The organism is Treponema endosymbiont of Eucomonympha sp. (assembly GCF_001028545.1).
On record NZ_BBPW01000002.1, the window covers coordinates 1 to 17,338 of the forward strand.

General features: G+C 54.9%; 17 protein-coding genes, 1 tRNA gene and 2 pseudogenes. 17 read left to right on the forward strand and 3 right to left on the reverse strand.

The genetic code is table 11. The features are described from left to right. The 6 genes and pseudogenes from AWU74_RS00120 to AWU74_RS00145 all read left to right on the forward strand — a co-directional run. Positions 1-575, forward strand: a pseudogene (locus AWU74_RS00120) (4-hydroxy-3-methylbut-2-enyl diphosphate reductase); the annotation flags it as partial. A 217-nt stretch (positions 576-792) separates the two neighbouring features. Continuing rightward, positions 793-1,359, forward strand: a complete 567-nt coding sequence (locus tag AWU74_RS00125) for a GNAT family N-acetyltransferase (protein ID WP_062326442.1) — start codon at positions 793-795, stop codon at positions 1,357-1,359. Between the two features lie 161 nt (positions 1,360-1,520). Beyond that, complete coding sequence (acsD, locus tag AWU74_RS00130; protein WP_062326443.1) at positions 1,521-2,462, forward strand: acetyl-CoA decarbonylase/synthase complex subunit delta; 942 nt, start codon at positions 1,521-1,523, stop codon at positions 2,460-2,462. 15 nt (positions 2,463-2,477) lie between these two features. Further along, positions 2,478-3,809 (forward strand): acetyl-CoA decarbonylase/synthase complex subunit gamma, encoded by a 1,332-nt coding sequence (gene acsC, locus AWU74_RS00135; RefSeq protein WP_062326445.1) that lies wholly within the window; start codon positions 2,478-2,480, stop codon positions 3,807-3,809. Between the two features lie 73 nt (positions 3,810-3,882). After that, on the forward strand, positions 3,883-4,674 hold the full coding sequence (acsE, locus tag AWU74_RS00140; protein ID WP_062326447.1) for a carbon monoxide dehydrogenase/acetyl-CoA synthase methytransferase subunit: 792 nt from the start codon (positions 3,883-3,885) through the stop codon (positions 4,672-4,674). 84 nt (positions 4,675-4,758) lie between these two features. Then, positions 4,759-4,995: a hypothetical protein gene (locus AWU74_RS00145; protein ID WP_062326449.1), complete on the forward strand. Its 237-nt coding sequence runs from the start codon at positions 4,759-4,761 to the stop codon at positions 4,993-4,995. A gap of 32 nt (positions 4,996-5,027) precedes the next feature. Here the strand turns inward: AWU74_RS00145 and xseB are convergent, their stop codons facing one another. Together xseB and xseA are read right to left on the reverse strand one after the other, a co-directional pair. Further along, positions 5,028-5,267 (reverse strand): exodeoxyribonuclease VII small subunit, encoded by a 240-nt coding sequence (gene xseB, locus AWU74_RS00150; RefSeq protein ID WP_062326451.1) that lies wholly within the window; start codon positions 5,265-5,267, stop codon positions 5,028-5,030. 3 nt (positions 5,268-5,270) lie between these two features. Then, positions 5,271-6,509, reverse strand: coding sequence for an exodeoxyribonuclease VII large subunit (gene xseA, locus AWU74_RS00155; RefSeq protein ID WP_062326485.1), 1,239 nt, complete (start codon positions 6,507-6,509; stop codon positions 5,271-5,273). Between the two features lie 869 nt (positions 6,510-7,378). Between xseA and tnpA the strand changes: the two are divergent. From tnpA to AWU74_RS00170, 4 genes and pseudogenes are all read left to right on the forward strand, one after another. Next, positions 7,379-7,874, forward strand: a pseudogene (gene tnpA, locus AWU74_RS00160) (IS200/IS605 family transposase). Between the two features lie 190 nt (positions 7,875-8,064). Beyond that, positions 8,065-8,138: transfer RNA gene (locus AWU74_RS00165), tRNA-Pro, on the forward strand. 64 nt (positions 8,139-8,202) lie between these two features. Beyond that, on the forward strand, positions 8,203-8,361 hold the full coding sequence (locus tag AWU74_RS11300; protein WP_162482110.1) for a hypothetical protein: 159 nt from the start codon (positions 8,203-8,205) through the stop codon (positions 8,359-8,361). Next, entirely contained in the window at positions 8,351-8,731 is a 381-nt protein-coding gene (locus tag AWU74_RS00170) for a transposase (protein ID WP_187150756.1), read from the forward strand. Before AWU74_RS11300 ends, AWU74_RS00170 begins: the two co-directional genes overlap by 11 nt. On the opposite strand, the gene AWU74_RS00175 is transcribed toward AWU74_RS00170, so the two are convergent. Next, positions 8,699-9,556, reverse strand: a complete 858-nt coding sequence (locus AWU74_RS00175; protein WP_062326455.1) for a cupin domain-containing protein — start codon at positions 9,554-9,556, stop codon at positions 8,699-8,701. The genes AWU74_RS00170 and AWU74_RS00175 overlap by 33 nt on opposite strands. 287 nt (positions 9,557-9,843) lie before the next feature. Between AWU74_RS00175 and cysK the strand changes: the two genes are divergently transcribed. The 7 genes from cysK (at position 9,844) to ilvB (ending at position 17,169) form a co-directional block, all read left to right on the forward strand. Further along, a complete protein-coding gene (gene cysK / locus AWU74_RS00180; RefSeq protein ID WP_062326457.1) occupies positions 9,844-10,764 on the forward strand; it encodes a cysteine synthase A in 921 nt (306 codons plus the stop codon). Between the two features lie 73 nt (positions 10,765-10,837). After that, entirely contained in the window at positions 10,838-11,527 is a 690-nt protein-coding gene (locus tag AWU74_RS12440; RefSeq protein ID WP_202966380.1) for a thioesterase family protein, read from the forward strand. A gap of 41 nt (positions 11,528-11,568) precedes the next feature. Continuing rightward, positions 11,569-11,913, forward strand: a complete 345-nt coding sequence (locus tag AWU74_RS11305; RefSeq protein WP_086045903.1) for a hypothetical protein — start codon at positions 11,569-11,571, stop codon at positions 11,911-11,913. A 98-nt stretch (positions 11,914-12,011) separates the two neighbouring features. Further along, positions 12,012-12,446, forward strand: coding sequence for a 50S ribosomal protein L13 (gene rplM / locus AWU74_RS00195; protein WP_062326459.1), 435 nt, complete (start codon positions 12,012-12,014; stop codon positions 12,444-12,446). 4 nt (positions 12,447-12,450) lie between these two features. After that, positions 12,451-12,843, forward strand: a complete 393-nt coding sequence (gene rpsI, locus AWU74_RS00200) for a 30S ribosomal protein S9 (RefSeq protein WP_062326462.1) — start codon at positions 12,451-12,453, stop codon at positions 12,841-12,843. A gap of 943 nt (positions 12,844-13,786) precedes the next feature. Continuing rightward, positions 13,787-15,451, forward strand: coding sequence for a dihydroxy-acid dehydratase (gene ilvD, locus AWU74_RS00205; RefSeq protein ID WP_062326465.1), 1,665 nt, complete (start codon positions 13,787-13,789; stop codon positions 15,449-15,451). After that, entirely contained in the window at positions 15,448-17,169 is a 1,722-nt protein-coding gene (gene ilvB, locus AWU74_RS00210) for a biosynthetic-type acetolactate synthase large subunit (protein WP_062326467.1), read from the forward strand. The genes ilvD and ilvB overlap by 4 nt, the downstream gene beginning before the upstream one ends. Positions 17,170-17,338 lie beyond the last annotated feature (169 nt).

Below are 17,338 nucleotides of genomic sequence, written 5' to 3' on the forward strand. Positions count from 1 at the left end.
CCGGGCTGTTCACGCGGCAGGGATATCAGGTGCTTATCGCGGGCGACCGGAATCACGGCGAAGTCGCGGGAATCAGCGGCATTGCGCCCGGCTGCGTCGTTGTGGAATGCGCGGAGGACGCGCGGCGCTTCGCCGAATCGTGGCAGGCGCGGCGCTCCGGCGGGAAGACCGCGCTGCTTGCGCAGACGACGATAAGCCGCGGCGAATACGACGCTATCGCCGTCTGCCTGTCCGCCCGAATCCCCGGGCTGCTCGTCGCCGACACGATTTGCCCCGCGACCCTTGAGCGGCAGCGCGCGCTTATCGAGCTGTGCCGCGAGGCTGACGGCGTGCTGGTCGTCGGGGGAAAAGATTCCGCCAACACGCGGCGCCTGCTTGCGCTCGCGGCGGAGCGGGTCTCCCCCGCCGCGCTCATAGAGTCGCCGGACGAAATCCCGCTGCGTTTCTTCGCGCTGAAGCGGGTGGGCATTGCGGCAGGGGCGTCCACGCCGGACGCCCTTATCGACGCCGTGGAGCAGGCGTTCCGCGTTCCCCGCAAGGGGAACGTTCAAGTTTCTTCAGGAAACTTGACATAAGGGCGAGACAAGGAGCTCGGCATAGCGGCAGACAAACAGTCGCCCGTGTCGGGAGTGCCAACACGCCCGTGTCGGGGAGCGAGATACGGGCAGGGTCTCCCGCGACAAAACAGGCGGGACACTTTGACGAATTCCCCCGTGCTGTGCTACTTTCGTGCGGCATAGTCGGCACGGCGCGAAAGGCAGGGAAGACCCAGCCCGAACAAGGAGAGGCAAAATGACGGACGGATTTCAATCGGCAGCGGCGGAGCAGACGGACGCGCTGGAGCGGGTATACCGCGCCGCAGCCGCCCACATGAATGAACAGGGCATTTTTCAGTGGCGGGCTACGTTCCCGACACGGGACCACATAGTTCGGGACATAGCCGCGGGGAACTTGTTCGTCCTCGCGCGGGGCGGCGAGCTTGCCGGGGCGGTCGCCGTCAACCGGTCGCTGGAGGTTGCGGGAGCGGACGACGCCGACGCGGAGTGGAACGGGGCGCTGCCCTTTGCGGCGCTGCACCGCTTCTGCGTCAGCCCGCGGCTCCAGGGGCAGGGATTCGGGCGGGAACTGCTGCGCTCCGCCGAGGCGCTTGCCTTCGGACGCGGCTGCCGTTCCCTGCGGCTCATGGTTTTGGAGACCAACCGCTTTGCGCTCGGCTTGTACGCCAAAACGGGGTTCGCGGCGCGGGGGCAGTTTCCCTTCGAGGATTACGGGACGTTTCTCTTTATGGAAAAGGACATACCGTTCGGCGGCAGCCTTTATCCCGCGAGTTTGCAAAGCAAACTCGGCAGCAAACCGTAGGCTTGCGGGAGTTCCCGCAGGCTTTGCGGGGAAGGCGGGAATGTTTGCGGGGAACCCGCCAAAGCCTGCGCCGAACAGAGAGCGTCTCCGCCGAATGCGTTGACAGCTAAATTATATCGTAGTATCATAATGCATCTATAAAAACGAAGGAGATCATTGGTATGCCATTCAAGCGAGTTCCCCAGAAATTCACCTCAGCCATTAAAGAAGTCGCGCTCGGCACGGGGGATACATTAATTACGCTCGGCGGAGAGAACGTGTATCCGCTGTACGGCTTCGACGAGCCGCTCAAAAATCCCCCCAAGGTGGGAGTGGAAGTTTCCGACCTCGGACCGAACCGCGACCTGCCCGGCATTGCGGCGTTCTACGCGGGCGCAACAAAGGTTGCGGACGCGGCAAAGAAGGCGTGCCAAATGCCCGGAGCCGATTTTGTGAGCCTCGTGCTCGAAAGCGCCGACCCGAACGGGCAGGACAAGCCTATCGAGGACTGCGTCGCGCTGTGCAAGGAAGTCGCCGCGGCGATAACGCTGCCGCTGGTGATTCAGGGCTGCAAGAATGTCGAAAAAGACGGCAAGCTGTTCGTGAAAATCGCGGAGGCGCTGCAGGGCAAAAACGTGCTGCTCATGTCCGCAAAAGAGGACAACCACAAGGCGATCGCCGTCGCGGCGGTGCAGGCATACGGGCAGAAAATCGGCGCGGAATCCTCGGTCGACATAAACCTCGCCAAGCAGCTCAACGTGCTTATCTCTCAGCTTGGAATCAGCGGCAACAACGTGGCGATGAATGTCGGCTCTTCCGCCGCCGGATACGGCTTTGAATACGTCGCCTCGACTATGGACAGAATCAAGGGCGCGGCGCTCTCCCAAAACGACGCGATGCTCCAAATGCCGATAATCACACCCGTCGCGGGCGACGCATGGTCGGTGAAGGAATCGGTGGTCTCCGAAGAGGATTTCCCCGAATGGGGACCCGTGGAGCAGCGCGGAATCGATATGGAAATCGTTACGGCAGCGTCGGCGCTCGCCGCCGGCTCGAACGCAGTCATCCTGCGGCACCCCGTCTCGGTTGCGACCGTCTCGAAACTCGTCAAGGAACTCGTTTAACAAAGGAGCGACAGCATGGCACTAAAAGGATTAGATATATTCAAATTCACGCCGAAGACGAACTGCAAGGAATGCGGCAGTCCCACGTGTATGGCATTCGCCATGAAGGTGGCGCAAGGTGCCGTAACGCTCGACAAATGCGCTCATATGTCCCCTGACGCGCTCGCAAAGCTGGGCGAGGCGACCGCGCCGTCCATGAAGTCTATTAAAATCGGCGCGGGCAAAGCGGAATACGCACTTGGCGGCGAGACGGTGCTGTTCCGGCACGACAAGACCTTCGTCTCGAAGACGCTGTACGGCGTTGCCGTGTGCCCCGACTGCGTCGACGCGCAACTGGCTGAAGTGCGGAAAGTCGACTACGAACGAATCGGCGAGCGTATGCACGTGGAACTGCTCAATGTTGCCTATACGGGCGACAAAGACGCATTCCTCGCGACGGTGAAAAAGGCGCTGGGTGCCGAGCAGACGCTGATACTCGACGTGCAGGACGCAGGCGCGGCGCGGGCGGCACTGGAACTTGCGAAAGACAAGAAGCCGGTGCTCAACGGCGCGAACGAATCAAACTATAAGGAGATGAGCGCGCTCGCTACGGAATTCGGCGTCGCGCTCGGCGTTTCGGCGGCGAATCTCGACGCGTTGTATGACACCGTGCAGATTATCGAGGCGCTCGGCAACAAGAACCTGATTCTCGACATCGGCTCGGTTTCGGTGAAAGAAGCCTTCGCCAATGCGGTGCAGATTCGGCGCGCGGCGCTCAAAGACGGCGACCATAGTTTCGGCTATCCGTCGCTGGTAAACGCAGCGAAACTCGCGCCGAAAGACCCAAACATGCAGGCGGCGCTCGCCGCATTGTTCACTATGAAGTATGGCTCGATAATTATCCTTGAGCGCATGAGTTACGCGCAGGCTTTGCCGTTGTACGGGCTTCGGCAGAACATATTCACCGACCCGCAGAAGCCGATGAAGTTTGAGCCGAAGGTCTACCCGCTGAACGGCGCGGATGCAAGCGCTGTCAACGCCATTACCGTCGACTTTGCGCTCTCCGTCTTTATCATTCAAGGCGAGCTTGAGCGCTCCGGTGTACCGGTGAACCTCATTGTCAGCGACGCAGGCGGCTACTCGGTGCTCACCTCGTGGGCGGCGGGAAAATTCTCGGCGTCTTCCATAGCGAGATTCTTCAAAGAGAAAGACCTTGACGGAACGCTCAAAAACCACAGCCTCGTAATTCCGGGTAAAGTCGCGGTGCTGAAGGGCGAGCTGGAAGAGAACTTGCCCGGCTGGAAGATACTCGTCGGTCCGAACGAAGCGGTCGGCGTGGTGAAATACCTGAAAGAACTGAAGGTGTAGCCGCTGGCGGCACGCGCGTCCGCGGCAATGCGCACCGAATGGACTGAAGGCGCAACTTTTTAAGGAGACAAGCATGAGTGGAAAATTTATTGTAATCGGCGAGCGGATTCACTGCATATCGCCGGCTATCCGCGCGGCAATGGAAACCAAAGACCCCGCTCCTATTCTGAAGCGGGCTAAGGAACAGCTTGACGCGGGCGCGACGTACCTCGATGTGAATATCGGTCCTGCGGAGAAGACCGGCGAGGAACTGATGAAATGGGCGGTCAAGCTGCTACAAAAGTATTTCGACAACGTGCCGCTCTGCCTCGACACAGCGAACAAAAAGGCGATAGAAGCGGGCATTTCGGTCTACAACCGGAGCAAGGGTAAGCCTATCGTCAACTCGGCGGACGCGGGCGACCGCGCCGTCAATATCGACCTCGCCGCGGCGAACGATGCGATATGTATCGCCCTGTGCAATCGGGGGTCGGGCGGGCTTCCAAACCTCGACGAGCAGAACGTCATGTGTCAGGAAATGCTGGAGCGCGGCTTAGGGCTGGGTATGGAACCGACGGACTTGTTGTTCGACCCCTTGTTCCTCGTGATTAAGGGGCAGCAGGATCGGCAGCGCGACACGCTCACCTTTATCAGGGAGCTTTCAGACATGGGGCTGAACACGACGGGCGGGCTTTCCAACGTGTCGAACATGATGCCTAAACACGTCCGCCCGATTATGGACTCCGTCATGGTCGCTATGGCTATAGAATGCGGACTCACTTCCGCAATCGTGAACCCGTGCGATTTGCGGCTTATGGAGACGATAAAGTCAGCAGATATCATCATGAACCACACCCTCTACGCGGACTCGTATCTGGAACTGTAGGCAGGCTCTGCACGGCGCCCCGCGAACCGCCGGCTTTCGGGGCGCCGTTCTCTCCGGCAGCGTCTCTGCCGAAATTCTCAAAACATGGCAAGAAAATACGAAATGGTGCGGGAAATCTTTAATGAATGCGCCCGGAACCAAATGCGAGACATAGCAATCAGCGAGATTGAAACGGACGATGTTGACACGCTGGCGGCGCAATTCCTTGTCGGTGCGCGCGTCCGTTCCAAAAAACAGGTGCTCGGCGACCAGACGGTCATCTTCGAAATCACCGCCGATGGGCTACGCCAGCGTGTTACCTTTTCCGAAATCAAGCGATAGCCTTGCGCATACCCGTGCAAGCGGCAGCGGGGTCAGGCGTCGAAGCCGGAGAACAAATCCAGCGCGGGTTTCGCGTCGGGCGACGCGGAGTTTGGCTCGTTCGTGAGGATTTGGATTTTGCCCTCTATCCTGTCTATTTCTTTTTCCAGCTCGCAGGCAAGCTTAGTGCCCTCTTCAAAGCACTTGAATGCGTCCTCCAGCGACACATCGTTCTGCCGAATCTGCTCGCCGAGATACTCAAGGCGCTTCAGTTTGGTTTCAAAGTTTTCCATACGTCATGCTCCTGTCGCGGCTGTTTTCGCCGCACTTACTTCAGCCATAATCACACCGTCTCTTGGGAATATCTCCAGCGTCTGTCCCAGCGCAGCCTCCGCCGCCGAGCGGACGAGCGTCTTCGTCGCAGCGTCGCGCACCACTGCATACCCGCGCGCGAGTATCGCCTTTGGATTTGCGCCTTTGAGGTCGCGCACCGTGTTCTCTATTCGTCGGCGGTATGCTTCCGCCGTATCCCGCATATCGGCGAGCAACGCCTCTTTCGCGTCGTCGAAGCGCAGAAGGAGCGGCTGTTCTATCGTGCGGAAGCGCAGCTCCAGAGATTCCGGGGCGAACGCCTTCACGAGCAGGCGCGAGCGCTCCAGCTTCACCCTTACCGCGGCATACAGCGCGTCGGCAATCTGCGCCGCCGCGCGGACGATTCCCGCCTTCTCCGGCACAACGAGCTCGCACGCGGCTGACGGCGTGGGCGCGCGGACGTCGGCGGCATAGTCGGAGAGCGCCCAGTCGATTTCGTGCCCCACGGCGGACACCACCGGAATCTCCGAGTCGGCAACGGCGCGGACGACCGCTTCCTCGGAGAAGGGCAGGAGGTCTTCGAGCGAGCCGCCTCCGCGCCCCACGATAAGCACATCGGCAAGCCGCCATTCGTTCGCGGCGCGTATCATCGCGGCGATTCTCCCGCCCGCTTCCGCGCCCTGCACGGGACAGGGCAGGACGACCACCGATACGGTGTCGTTCCGGCGGCGGCGGATTTGCAGAATGTCCCGAAGCGCGGCTCCAGAGGGGCTGGTTACCACGCCGACGCAGCGGGGAAACGCGGGGAGCGGCTTCTTCCGCGCCGAATCGAACAAGCCCTCGGCGGCGAACTGCCGCTTGCGCTCTTCGAGCAGCTTTAGGAGCGCGCCCTCCCCCGCGAGCGACAGGGAATCGACGACGATTTGGTACGAGCCGCGCTGGGCGTACACCGACAGCGCACCCGTCGCCTGCACAAGCATTCCGTCGGCGGGCTGGAAGGCGAGCGAGCGGGCTTTGCCGCGGAACAGGACGGCGGACAGCACCGCGCCCGAATCCTTCAGCGTGAAGTAGACGTGCCCGCTGCTTGAAGGGCGGCAGTTGGAGATTTCACCTTCCACCGTTACGGTCTGGAACGAGTCTTCAAGCGCTTCTTTTATGAGCGTGGTCAAGCCGGAGACCGAAAAGACGCGCGGGGCGGCGGCGCTGAGCCTGTCTTGCAGCATACGACGGCAAGTATACGGGCATAAGGCGTCCCCCGCAAGGGGAACGCCTTCAACGATGATTCTCATCGAAATGAAGCTGAACATGTTTTAACGGCGTTGGGCATTCCTGTTTTAGATACAGGGCATACTATCAACGGACTCATCTATTACTACATTATTGCAGACGCGAGCTCTATCGACTGGTTCGTATTCGATCGGTGTTCGGCGTTCCCTTATGGGGAACGCCGAACAGAGGCAGGACGCACAAGAGCGGGGCGCACTCCCCGCTCTTTTTATGCCCGAACGCGGAGCGGACAGGTCGCCGCCTCTCTGCCGCCCTGTAAGGCGTCTCTGTTAAGCCCTAACAAGTGCCTGTCGTAAGTCCTATTCACTGCCCCCGTGCTGCGCGTTACCCTTGCAGGCGTCTCGTGCACATTCATGTAGGTGCCCGCTTCTCGTTTTGTTCGTTACCTCTGTGTACTCCTATTCGCTGCCTCTCTGCCGAGTTTGCGGCGATCCCCTGCAAGCGGTAGTGTGAGGCGCGCACAAAGGGTAGTGTCGAACTCCTGCAAGGGCGGGAGACTGACACGCTCGTGTTTCACAATGCGGGGCACGGGTCTTACCTATCTACCGAGTTTTCTGAAGGAACTGTCGCACGCCTGTAGCGTGCTATCGAGTTTGCTTTGCAAACTCGCGGGATAAAGACGGATAAGCATTTACCGAGTCCACCGAGCGATTCACCGCGGGTTCCCGCCCACGAGCCTACCGAGCGGACTTACCGAAGTGCGAAGACCCGTAGGGAGTGTGGACTGAATGGGGAAAAGAGATAGAATAGGAGGCATGAATAAAGAATCCCCGCAGCTTGCTGCGGAAAATGTTACGATGAAAAGATGCGGGAGGTAAAATATAAGCACCACAATGTGAGTATATTGCTGTATCACATAGTATGCCCTGCGAAATATCGGCGGGCAGTGATCACGGCAGAAGTTGACGAAAGGCTGAAAGAGATATGTTTGGAATATGAAATAAAGAATCTCCGTTGCAAGCAGCGTGGTATCAGACCTTAGAAGAAACTAATAAAGTTCTTAGAGATAGGAACAGAAATCGGCCATGTGCATTTTTTTAGTGCAAGCAGCACTCGTGTATGTACCGAGCGAAATAGTAAAAAAGATAAAAAGCATAACGGCGCGAAAAATATTTGAAGCGTGCCAGGAAGTGAAAAAACAGTTATGGGGAGGGGAATTTTGGACGCGCGGGTATTATATAGGGACGGTAGGGGAACACGGAGATGAAGGGGCGATACGCGAATGTGTGAAAAACCAAGGAAGAGATATGGTAAAGTATAAGGAAGTTTACTGCGATAAGCAGCTTACGCTGTTCAACTGAGGTTGCGCCTAAAAGATATCCCGTGCTTTGCTGTGGGGAGTTCTTCGTTCATGCCCTATCATTCCCCACAGATTGCAAAAACCGCAACATACGCTTGACAAATAAAACCCAATAAACTACTATAACAGTATCTACCTTATTTTAGCGCCTTATGGTGAACGTATAAAACAGTGCTAATTCTATGTAATATCGGGCAATAGCGCAGTTGGTTAGCGTACAAGTCTGGGGGACTTGGGGTCCCCGGTTCAAATCCGGGTTGCCCGAAATAAAATTATAGAATGACTGCTATCGAAGTAGCGGAAACATGTGAAGATAAAAAACCTAGGTAGTGTGGACTAAAAAAAATGAAGGCATTCACCGTCACGATATAAGCGACGAGGCGCGGGAACGCATAAAAGATCTGTTGCCCGGACAGGCAGGGAAGCACGGGGGCAGGATATCAACCGTACAAAAGGGGGCTGAACAGCAAATTACATTTGGCGGTTGACGAGTACGGGATACCGGCAAGCGGCATTGTGACAAACGGTACTGTCGCGGATTGTAATCAAGCGCCTTTCCTTATGGAGGATTTGGAGGCGGAAGCGTTCCTCGCAGACAAGGCGTATGACACGAACGAGCTGCTCGATATGCTTAAGGAAGCGGATATAACAGCAGTCATCCCTCCGGTTAAAAGCCGAAAAGAGCAACGAGCGTATAACCATGAACTGTATCGGGCACGGCACGTCATTGAAAACGTCTTCCGTGCCCTCAAGCGCTGGCGGGGAATTGCTACGCGCTATGCAAAGCTCACCGCTTCCTTTATCGTCGCCGTTCATGTCAGGTGTTTATTTCTCCACCTTCCAGTCCACACTAACTAGGGACGATGGTGGCATTCGGGCAAGGACGAACGGCGCGTTTCCGACACGTCCGCTTCGCGCGGGGTTCCGCATCAAGAAAACTGCGTTTCCGTCGAAGAGGGTATGGTCGGCGGCTTCATAGTATAGGTACGAAAACGCGCCGCCGGACACTGCAAAGGGTGCGCTCGGTACATACGGCGAAAAGAATATGCCGTCCGGTGCGTTTACCGTTACTTCTGTCGGTTTTTGCGGCTTGAGCGTGTTTTTGGAGAAGGCGTTGCCAGCAATCGCGCCAGCGACCGTTTGCTTTGCCGCGAGCCACGGGTTAAACCGTGCGTCTTCGCTGACGAGCGCGTCAATTTCCCGGTGAAACCGCGCCCAGTTGAAGCGGGAGCAGAACGCCGCCGTGTCTCCAACGCTTTCGCCCGTTCCTCGGAAAATATCCTGCAAGACGTCTGCCTCGAATCCGCTACTCCATTCGGCGGCAGTGCTTATGGGGTAGATACAGCCAGCCGGCGCAAAAAAGCTGATAAGTCCTCCGACTGAATCGTCTGCGCTGGAAACGCCACCTGAATCAGCGGCACTCTGCGGGTTCAGCGGGTAGCACAGCACCGAAGTCAGCCGATTTTTCCGTACGCAAAGCGCGATTGTTCTCGCTTCCGCGCCGATGAATTGCCGAAAAGATTTTTCTCCGTCTTCGGCGATGACCAGCCAGCTTGCCAAACGAGAACGCATATACACACCCGAATCTGCGCGTGCAAGTACGGATTCTTTCGGATAAATCGGCAGCGTTACGGTAATCCGCTCCGTCTTTGCGCCGGGTATGCCACTCAGCAGGCATGACAAGAGCCCAGTAGCGGCGCACACGATTGCCGCACAGCAAAGTAATTTCATATCGCCAGTATATATGGCGTATGATACGTGTTTTTATGCCGTATCCTTGTAATCCCTGAGGTATTTATGAAATGCAGCGGTGTTTATTCCTTTCTTTTCGCGTTCCTGCTGTTGCTTACGCGGCGGGAGCTGAATAATTGACTACTGGCAGCGAATCAAAGTTCAAGAAATCTCTTGACTTTTTTTACCGAGGTTTATATAATTCCCATAACATTACTAGGTATTATAAAGGACATTTTATGGCTCGTGCAGAAAAAATTACTGACCTTATCGGCAATACGCCGATTGTTAGAATCAACAAAATCAACGACGGCGGGGCAATCGTGTATGCAAAGCTGGAATCTTTTAATCCGCTTTCCAGCATTAAAGACCGGATTGCGCTGGCGATGATTGAAGCTGCCGAAAAAGAAGGCAAACTCAAAAGAGACACGGTCATCATTGAACCGACGAGTGGCAACACCGGCGTCGGGCTTGCGTATGTGGCAGCGGTGAAGGGGTACCGCATTATTCTAACGATGCCGGAAACGATGAGCATTGAGCGGCGAAAATTGCTCAAGGCGTTCGGCGCGGAATTGGAGCTGACCGACGGCGCAAAAGGCATGAAGGGCGCTATCGCAAAAGCGGAAGAGCTTGCCGCAAAAATCCCGAATTCGTTCGTCCCGCAACAGTTTAATAATCCGGCAAACCCCGTCATACACGAAAAGACAACCGGTCCCGAAATCTGGAATGATACCGACGGACAGGTCGATATCATCGTCGGAGGCGTGGGCACAGGCGGTACGGTTACGGGCGCAGGCAAGTTCTTGAAGTCGAAGAAACCGTCGGTAAAAGTTGTCGCAGTGGAACCCGCTTCGTCTCCGGTGCTTTCAGGCGGACAGCCGGGCGGGCACAAAATTCAGGGCATCGGCGCAGGCTTTGTTCCCAAAGTGTATCGGCCGGATATAGTCGACGAAATCTACAAGGCAGACGACGCAAAAGCCGGAGCGGTCGCCCGTCTCGCGGCGAAAAAGGAAGGCATCCTCGTCGGCATTTCGTCGGGCGCGGCGCTCGAAGCAGCACTGACGCTCTCGAAGCGCCCTGAAAACAAAGGTAAAACAATCGTCGTGGTTCTTCCCGATACGGGCGAAAGGTACCTTTCAACGTGGCTGTGGGAAGAATAATTTCCCGCACTATTTAAGACGAGAACTGCACATAACATTTCTCGTCTTCGGTAGACATTCCGATAAAAGCCTGATGAAAACAAATATTTTCATCAGGCTTTTTGTTCCCCGTATAGTGAAAATCTTCTATTTAATATCTTTGCCGCGGCGCGAATATAAAGGCAACTGTTGCCTTGCGACGCTGATACCACTTTCAGGTATTTACCCAAACTTTGGTATGGGCGCTCTCGGCACAGGCATTCAAGCCATTCAGCTTGTAGCGGCAGGACTTGCGCCGTGTCCTTTTGTGTCCCCGTGCCTTGCCGCGGATAAGCGCGTATGCTACTATCCGCGCATGAATTTCGACACGGTGTTGCAGCCCGGCTTGCGAGGCGAAAAGACGGCGGCGGTTACGGAGCAGAATACCGCCCGTAGTTTAGGCAGCGGCGGGCTTGCGGTATTCGCTACGCCGTCTCTGGTCGCGCTGCTAGAGGGCGCGTGCGTGCAGGCGGTCGACGGACTGCTGCTCGAAGGGTATTCCACCGTCGGAACCGACGTGCGGGTGAAGCATCTCGCGGCAACGCCAGTGGGCATGAGCGTCCGCGCCGAAGGCGAATTGACCGAAGTTGACGGCAGGCGGCTGGCATTCCGCGTCGCCGCGTTTGACGAAGCGGGCAAAATCGGCGAAGGCACCCACGAACGCTTCATCGTCGACAACGGCAAGTTTCTCGCCAAAGCGGAAGCAAAGAGGACAGAGGCCGCCGCCGTTTGCGGCGACCGTTAGGCAACGTTGCCGGAAAGAGATATAAAGAATAAACACCCGATATGAAGGAAGCGGTAAGTTTTGCAGAGCTCGTGGTGATTTCTCACCAGCGCTTGGCTGTAAAACCCGTGCGCTCGTGTTCTGAACTGCTGATCGACAATACGGCGTTCGGCTTGCGCCGAGCGCCCGAGTTTTTTGAGGAAATTCGGCATATAGGACGACAACGCGCGAAAAGTGTTACGTTGTTTATGGACAGAGCATATGAAAGCAACGAAACGCGGGAATTCGCAAAGGCGCTTGGTTTTAATCCTGTTGTGCCGCCGAAGCGCAATTATAAAACCGTGGAACTGCGACGCAAATTGTACAAGGAACGTAATGGCATTGATCGATTCTTCCGCTTGTTTTAAAGGGAGATTTTCGTAAGAAAATATATGATATTGACAACATTTGTGTTTTATTATACGGTATTATACTATATATAAAGTCTCGATGGTGACAGAATTGTATGAAAACGATTTTTGTGAATGAAAAAAACGCTGTACGGAATTGGTATGTAATCGACGCGGCAGATAAAACGCTGGGGCGGATTGCAGCAAAAGTGGCTTTTGCATTGCGCGGCAAGCACAAACTGGCTTTTGCTCCGAATCAAGAGGGTGGTGATTTTTTGGTGGTTGTGAATGCTGAAAAAATAGTCGTCAGCGGCTCAAAAGCGACTGATAAAATATATTATCACCACACCGGATACGTTGGTGGATTGAAATCATACACGTTTCAGAAAAAAATAGAACGACACCCCGACGCACCGCTCATGCTTGCAATTAGAGGAATGCTCCCGAAGGGACCACTCGGCCGCAAGTTACTTAAAAATGTAAAAATATACGCTGGTTCGGAACATCCACATATCGCACAAAATCCCCAGCCAATGGAAATAGAGGAGTAATGTCGTGGTAAAGAATCTTGGAATTGGAACGGGAAGACGAAAAACTGCCGTTGCCCGCGTGTATTTGCGTGATGGTACAGGAAAAATTATCATAAACGGTAAAAATATTGACGCGTATTTTGCAACGTATGAACAGGTATGTGTAGTGCGTCAGCCGTTGCTTGTTACGTCGTGCGAAAATAAATTCGATGTGCTTATCAATGTTGCGGGCGGCGGTTTGAACGGTCAGGCGGGTGCATGTTTGCACGGACTTTCCCGCGCACTGACACAGGTAGACCAAGGGAATCATAGTCCACTCAGAATGAACGGTTATCTCACCCGCGATTCGCGGATGGTTGAACGTAAAAAATATGGCAGGCGCGGCGCACGGCGACGGTTCCAGTTCAGCAAACGTTAAATTGCTATCATAAAAATCTTATGTGTCGTTAAATGAAGAAGCTGTTAATATTCTGAAGTTTATTATTTCGTGCCGTATATGTTCCAAACAGATAATATTAATTTTTGCTGCGGATATGTACGGGTTGAATAGACACAGGATATGCTAAATACATAGCGAAATATTCACTTAAGCAAACCGTTATACGTTGTTTTACAAAGCACAGGCGTCCTTATTTTCCTTGACAAATAAAATTTCATAACAAAGGTTTTGAGAAGGGGTATTATTCGAAATATTTGCGGATAAACGTTGTGCTACTGTATGGCTGCGTAATCGGCAAATAACATAAATGTCGTTTTATTACCTGTATTTGCCAAACATGATATATGAGACAAACGCATGGAGCGTTTATACCATGCAAGATATAATAAGATATGGAATGAAACAATGGGCAATGTCAAAGGATAGGGAAACGTTAAAGATAGAAAACTTAGCCATGCTTAATGCGCTTGTCTATATATGCAGGAACGGGTGTTCATGACAGGTGTTGTCCGAAAATCTGGCAGTTGACACATCGTTTACATGTGGTTCCATTGCCGGATAAAATGTAGCGTATGGGAGCGGGTCTTCGCCAAGCTTTAGACGGAAAACCTGGCAGGGACGAATGTTTTTCGCAGGGTTTGACGTCAGATAAGGTGTATCCCAACACTTACGGGCGTTAAAAAACGGCAAACAGACGACGTGGCGAAGTTTAACCTGCCTCATAGGAACACTTCCGATGCGGCAGAAAGACAACTTTTGTTAGAAAACGTCAAGAAACACACGGAAAGCATTACGCTGCTTATAAACGGATATACGGAACGGCATTGGACGTTTCTTCTATCTGACATAAGCAGCATTGTTTTGCGTAGTGTAAACGCGGCCTGGCATATTTGATTTTTTAAAAAATACATTCGGAGGCAATATGAGAAGCGACAATGCGAAAAAAGGCGTGGAACGTGCGCCGCATCGTTCGCTGTTTTATGCAATGGGCTATACCGACGAAGAATTGTGCCGTCCGCTCGTAGGTATCTGCTGTGCTAAAAACGAAATTACCCCCGGTCATATCCACCTTGATACAATCAGCGAAGCAGTAAAGACCGGAGTCCGCATGGCAGGGGGAACGCCCGTTGAATTTCCAGCAATCGGCGTGTGCGACGGCATCGCAATGGGGCACGTCGGTATGAAATACTCGCTCGCAACGCGCGAATTGATCGCTGATTCGACTGAATGCATGGCTCAGGCGCACCAGTTTGACGCACTCGTAATGATACCGAATTGCGATAAAATCGTGCCCGGTATGCTGCTTGCCGCAGGGAGGCTCAACCTGCCGACGGTGTTTATCTCCGGCGGTCCTATGATGCCTGGCAAAGTGCCTGCAAGCGACCGGCGAATAAGTCTTACGGACATGTTTGAGGCGGTCGGCGCGGTCAGTGCGGGCAGAATGAGTACCGACGAATTGCGCGTTATGGAGCAAAATGCCTGCCCAGGCTGCGGCTCGTGCAGCGGCATGTTCACCGCGAACAGCATGAACTGCGTGTGCGAAGTGCTTGGACTAGCACTTCCTGGAAACGGCACTATTCCTGCGGTGAGCGGACGGCGCATTGCGCTGGCGAAACACGCCGGCATGGCAGTAATGGATTTGCTCCGCAAAGGAATCACCGCACGGGCAATGTTCACGCAGAAATCATTTGAAAATGCACTCACGGCAGATATGGCACTGGGGTGCAGTTCAAACACGGTGTTGCATTTACTCGCCGTCGCGCACGAAGTCGGCATTGCTATTGACCTGCACAAAATCAACGACATATCCGAGCATACGCCGAACCTTTGCCGCCTTGCGCCTGCAGGCCACGCGTTTATGAGCGACCTTGACGAAGCGGGCGGCGTACACGCGGTGCTTGCCGAAATCGCGCGACTGAACCTGCTACATGCCGACGTGCCGACGGCAAACGGCAAGACGTTGGCAGAAAACATTGCGGAAGCGCGGAACCGCGACCCAAATACCGTGCGCACCGCCGACAACCCGTATTCAAAGACAGGGGGTATCGCTATCCTGTTTGGCAACCTTGCGCCGAACGGCACGGTGGTCAAACGTTCCGCTTGCGCACCGGAATTGATGAAGCATACCGGACCTGCCCGTGTATTCGATTCGGAAGAGGCGTGTTTCGAGGCGGTGCAGTCGGGCAATATTCGCGCAGGCGACGTAATCGTCATTCGATACGAGGGTCCGTCCGGCGGTCCGGGAATGCGCGAGATGCTGGCGGTTACGGCGGCGCTTGCGGGGCGCGGGCAAGACAAAGAAGTTGTGCTGATTACCGACGGACGATTTTCGGGAGCGACACGAGGCGCGTCGTTCGGGCACTGCTCGCCCGAAGCCGCGGCAGGCGGACCTATCGCGCTGGTGCGCGAAGGCGACCGAATCAGCATAGACATTAACGCATACGCCATAAATCTCGACGTGAGCGAACGTGAGCTTGCTGCACGGAAGCAGGCATGGGTCTGTCCGCCGCCGAAAGCGACGGGAGGCTATCTTGCCCGCTATGCAAAGCTGGTATCGTCCGCGGATACGGGGGCGGTGCTGCAATGAAATACACGGGTGCGAGAATCGTTATTGAATGCCTTGCCGAACAGGGCGTTACTACCGTGTTCGGGTATCCAGGCGGCACAATCCTGAATATCTACGACGAGTTGTATAAACATAAAGACCGTATCAGGCATATCCTTACCGCCCACGAGCAGGGCGCGTCCCACGCAGCAGACGGCTATAGCCGCTCGACCGGAAAAACGGGCGTGGTGTTTGCTACAAGCGGACCGGGGGCGACGAACCTCGTTACCGGAATCGCAACGGCGTATATGGATTCCGTGCCGCTCGTTGCGATTACCTGTAACGTAGCGACGAACTGGCTGGGAAAAGACACGTTTCAAGAAATAGATATCACAGGCGTTACTGCACCGATTACGAAACATAATTATATTGTCCGTGACCCTGCACAGCTTGCCGATACAATCCGCGAATCGTTCGCCGTTGCCCAAAGCAGGCGTCCAGGTCCAGTGCTTATCGATATTCCAAAAAATATCACCGCAACACTGGTTGACTACGAACCGGCGCGTGCAGTGTTTACTGGAAATAAACAAAATGCAGGGAATGAACCCGGCTCGACGGAACGCATTGCGCGAATTACGGCGTGCCCCTGGCCAGACGAGGCGGATATTGCCAAAACCGCAGCGCTTATCAACGCGGCACAGCGTCCGTTTATCTATGCGGGCGGCGGCGTGGTGATCGGCGACGCCTGTATAGAACTTTTGGCGTTTGCCGAACGGGCTAATATCCCCGTTGCAGTGTCGCTCATGGGTAAAACAGCATTCCCAGCGGCACACCCGCTGTGCACGGGCATGATTGGAATGCACGGCACGGTGGCGGCGAACACGGCGGTAAATCATGCTGACGTAGTGCTGGCACTGGGAGCGCGGTTTTCCGACCGCGTGGCAACCGAACCGTCGCAATTCGCGCCGGAGGCAAAAATCTTTCACGTTGACGTCGACGCAGCGGAAATCAATAAAAACGTCGCGTCACGCGGCTTCCTTATCGGCAATATCAAAGATATTCTATCGCGGCTTTTACCGCTGGTGAAAATTCGCGCGCGGAGCGAGTGGAACGCGCAGGTTGACGAATGGAAGCATATTGTGCCTCCGATATACACGCAAAAACTGCCGTTTCACCCAAAATTCATGTTTGAATTAATCCACGGTCTGCTCGGCGATAACACTATAATCGTTACGGACGTGGGGCAGCATCAAATGTGGACAGCGCAGTTTTACCCGTTTGCAACACCGCGTACCTTGCTCACATCCGGCGGATTAGGCACGATGGGTTACGGCATGGGCGCGGCAATCGGCGCACAGGCGGCGAATCCGGCGCGTCATGTTGTGCTGATTACGGGGGACGGCTGTTTTCGCATGAACTGCAACGAATTGGCGACGCTATCGCATTACGGGTTTCCGATTATCATCATCGTAGTGAACAACGGGACACTCGGCATGGTCCGTCAGTGGCAAAACCTGTTCTATGAAAAACGCTATTCCGAAACGACGCTTGACTTTGGTCCGGACTTCGTGAAACTTGCCGAAGCGTATGGCATTCGCGCTTTCCGTGCCGCAACCGAAGCCGAATTCGCGGAAGCCTTTCGGTCGGCGCTTTCGGAACGGACTCCGTGCCTTATCGACTGCAAAATCAGCATTGACGAGATGGTGCTTCCGATGGTTCCCGCTGGCAAGCCTTTTAGCGCCATGATGCTGGAAATATAAGACCGCTTATATTTATGACGGAAAAATAACAGAGACATTTTAAGCTCACACCTAATTTGAGTAACAAACGGCTGAAGTACGCGGCACCGTTGAGTTGCTGGAACTCACTCTGCAAATGGAAAACATATCGGTACGTGGCGGGTCTTGAAAGATATATCGGTGATAGATT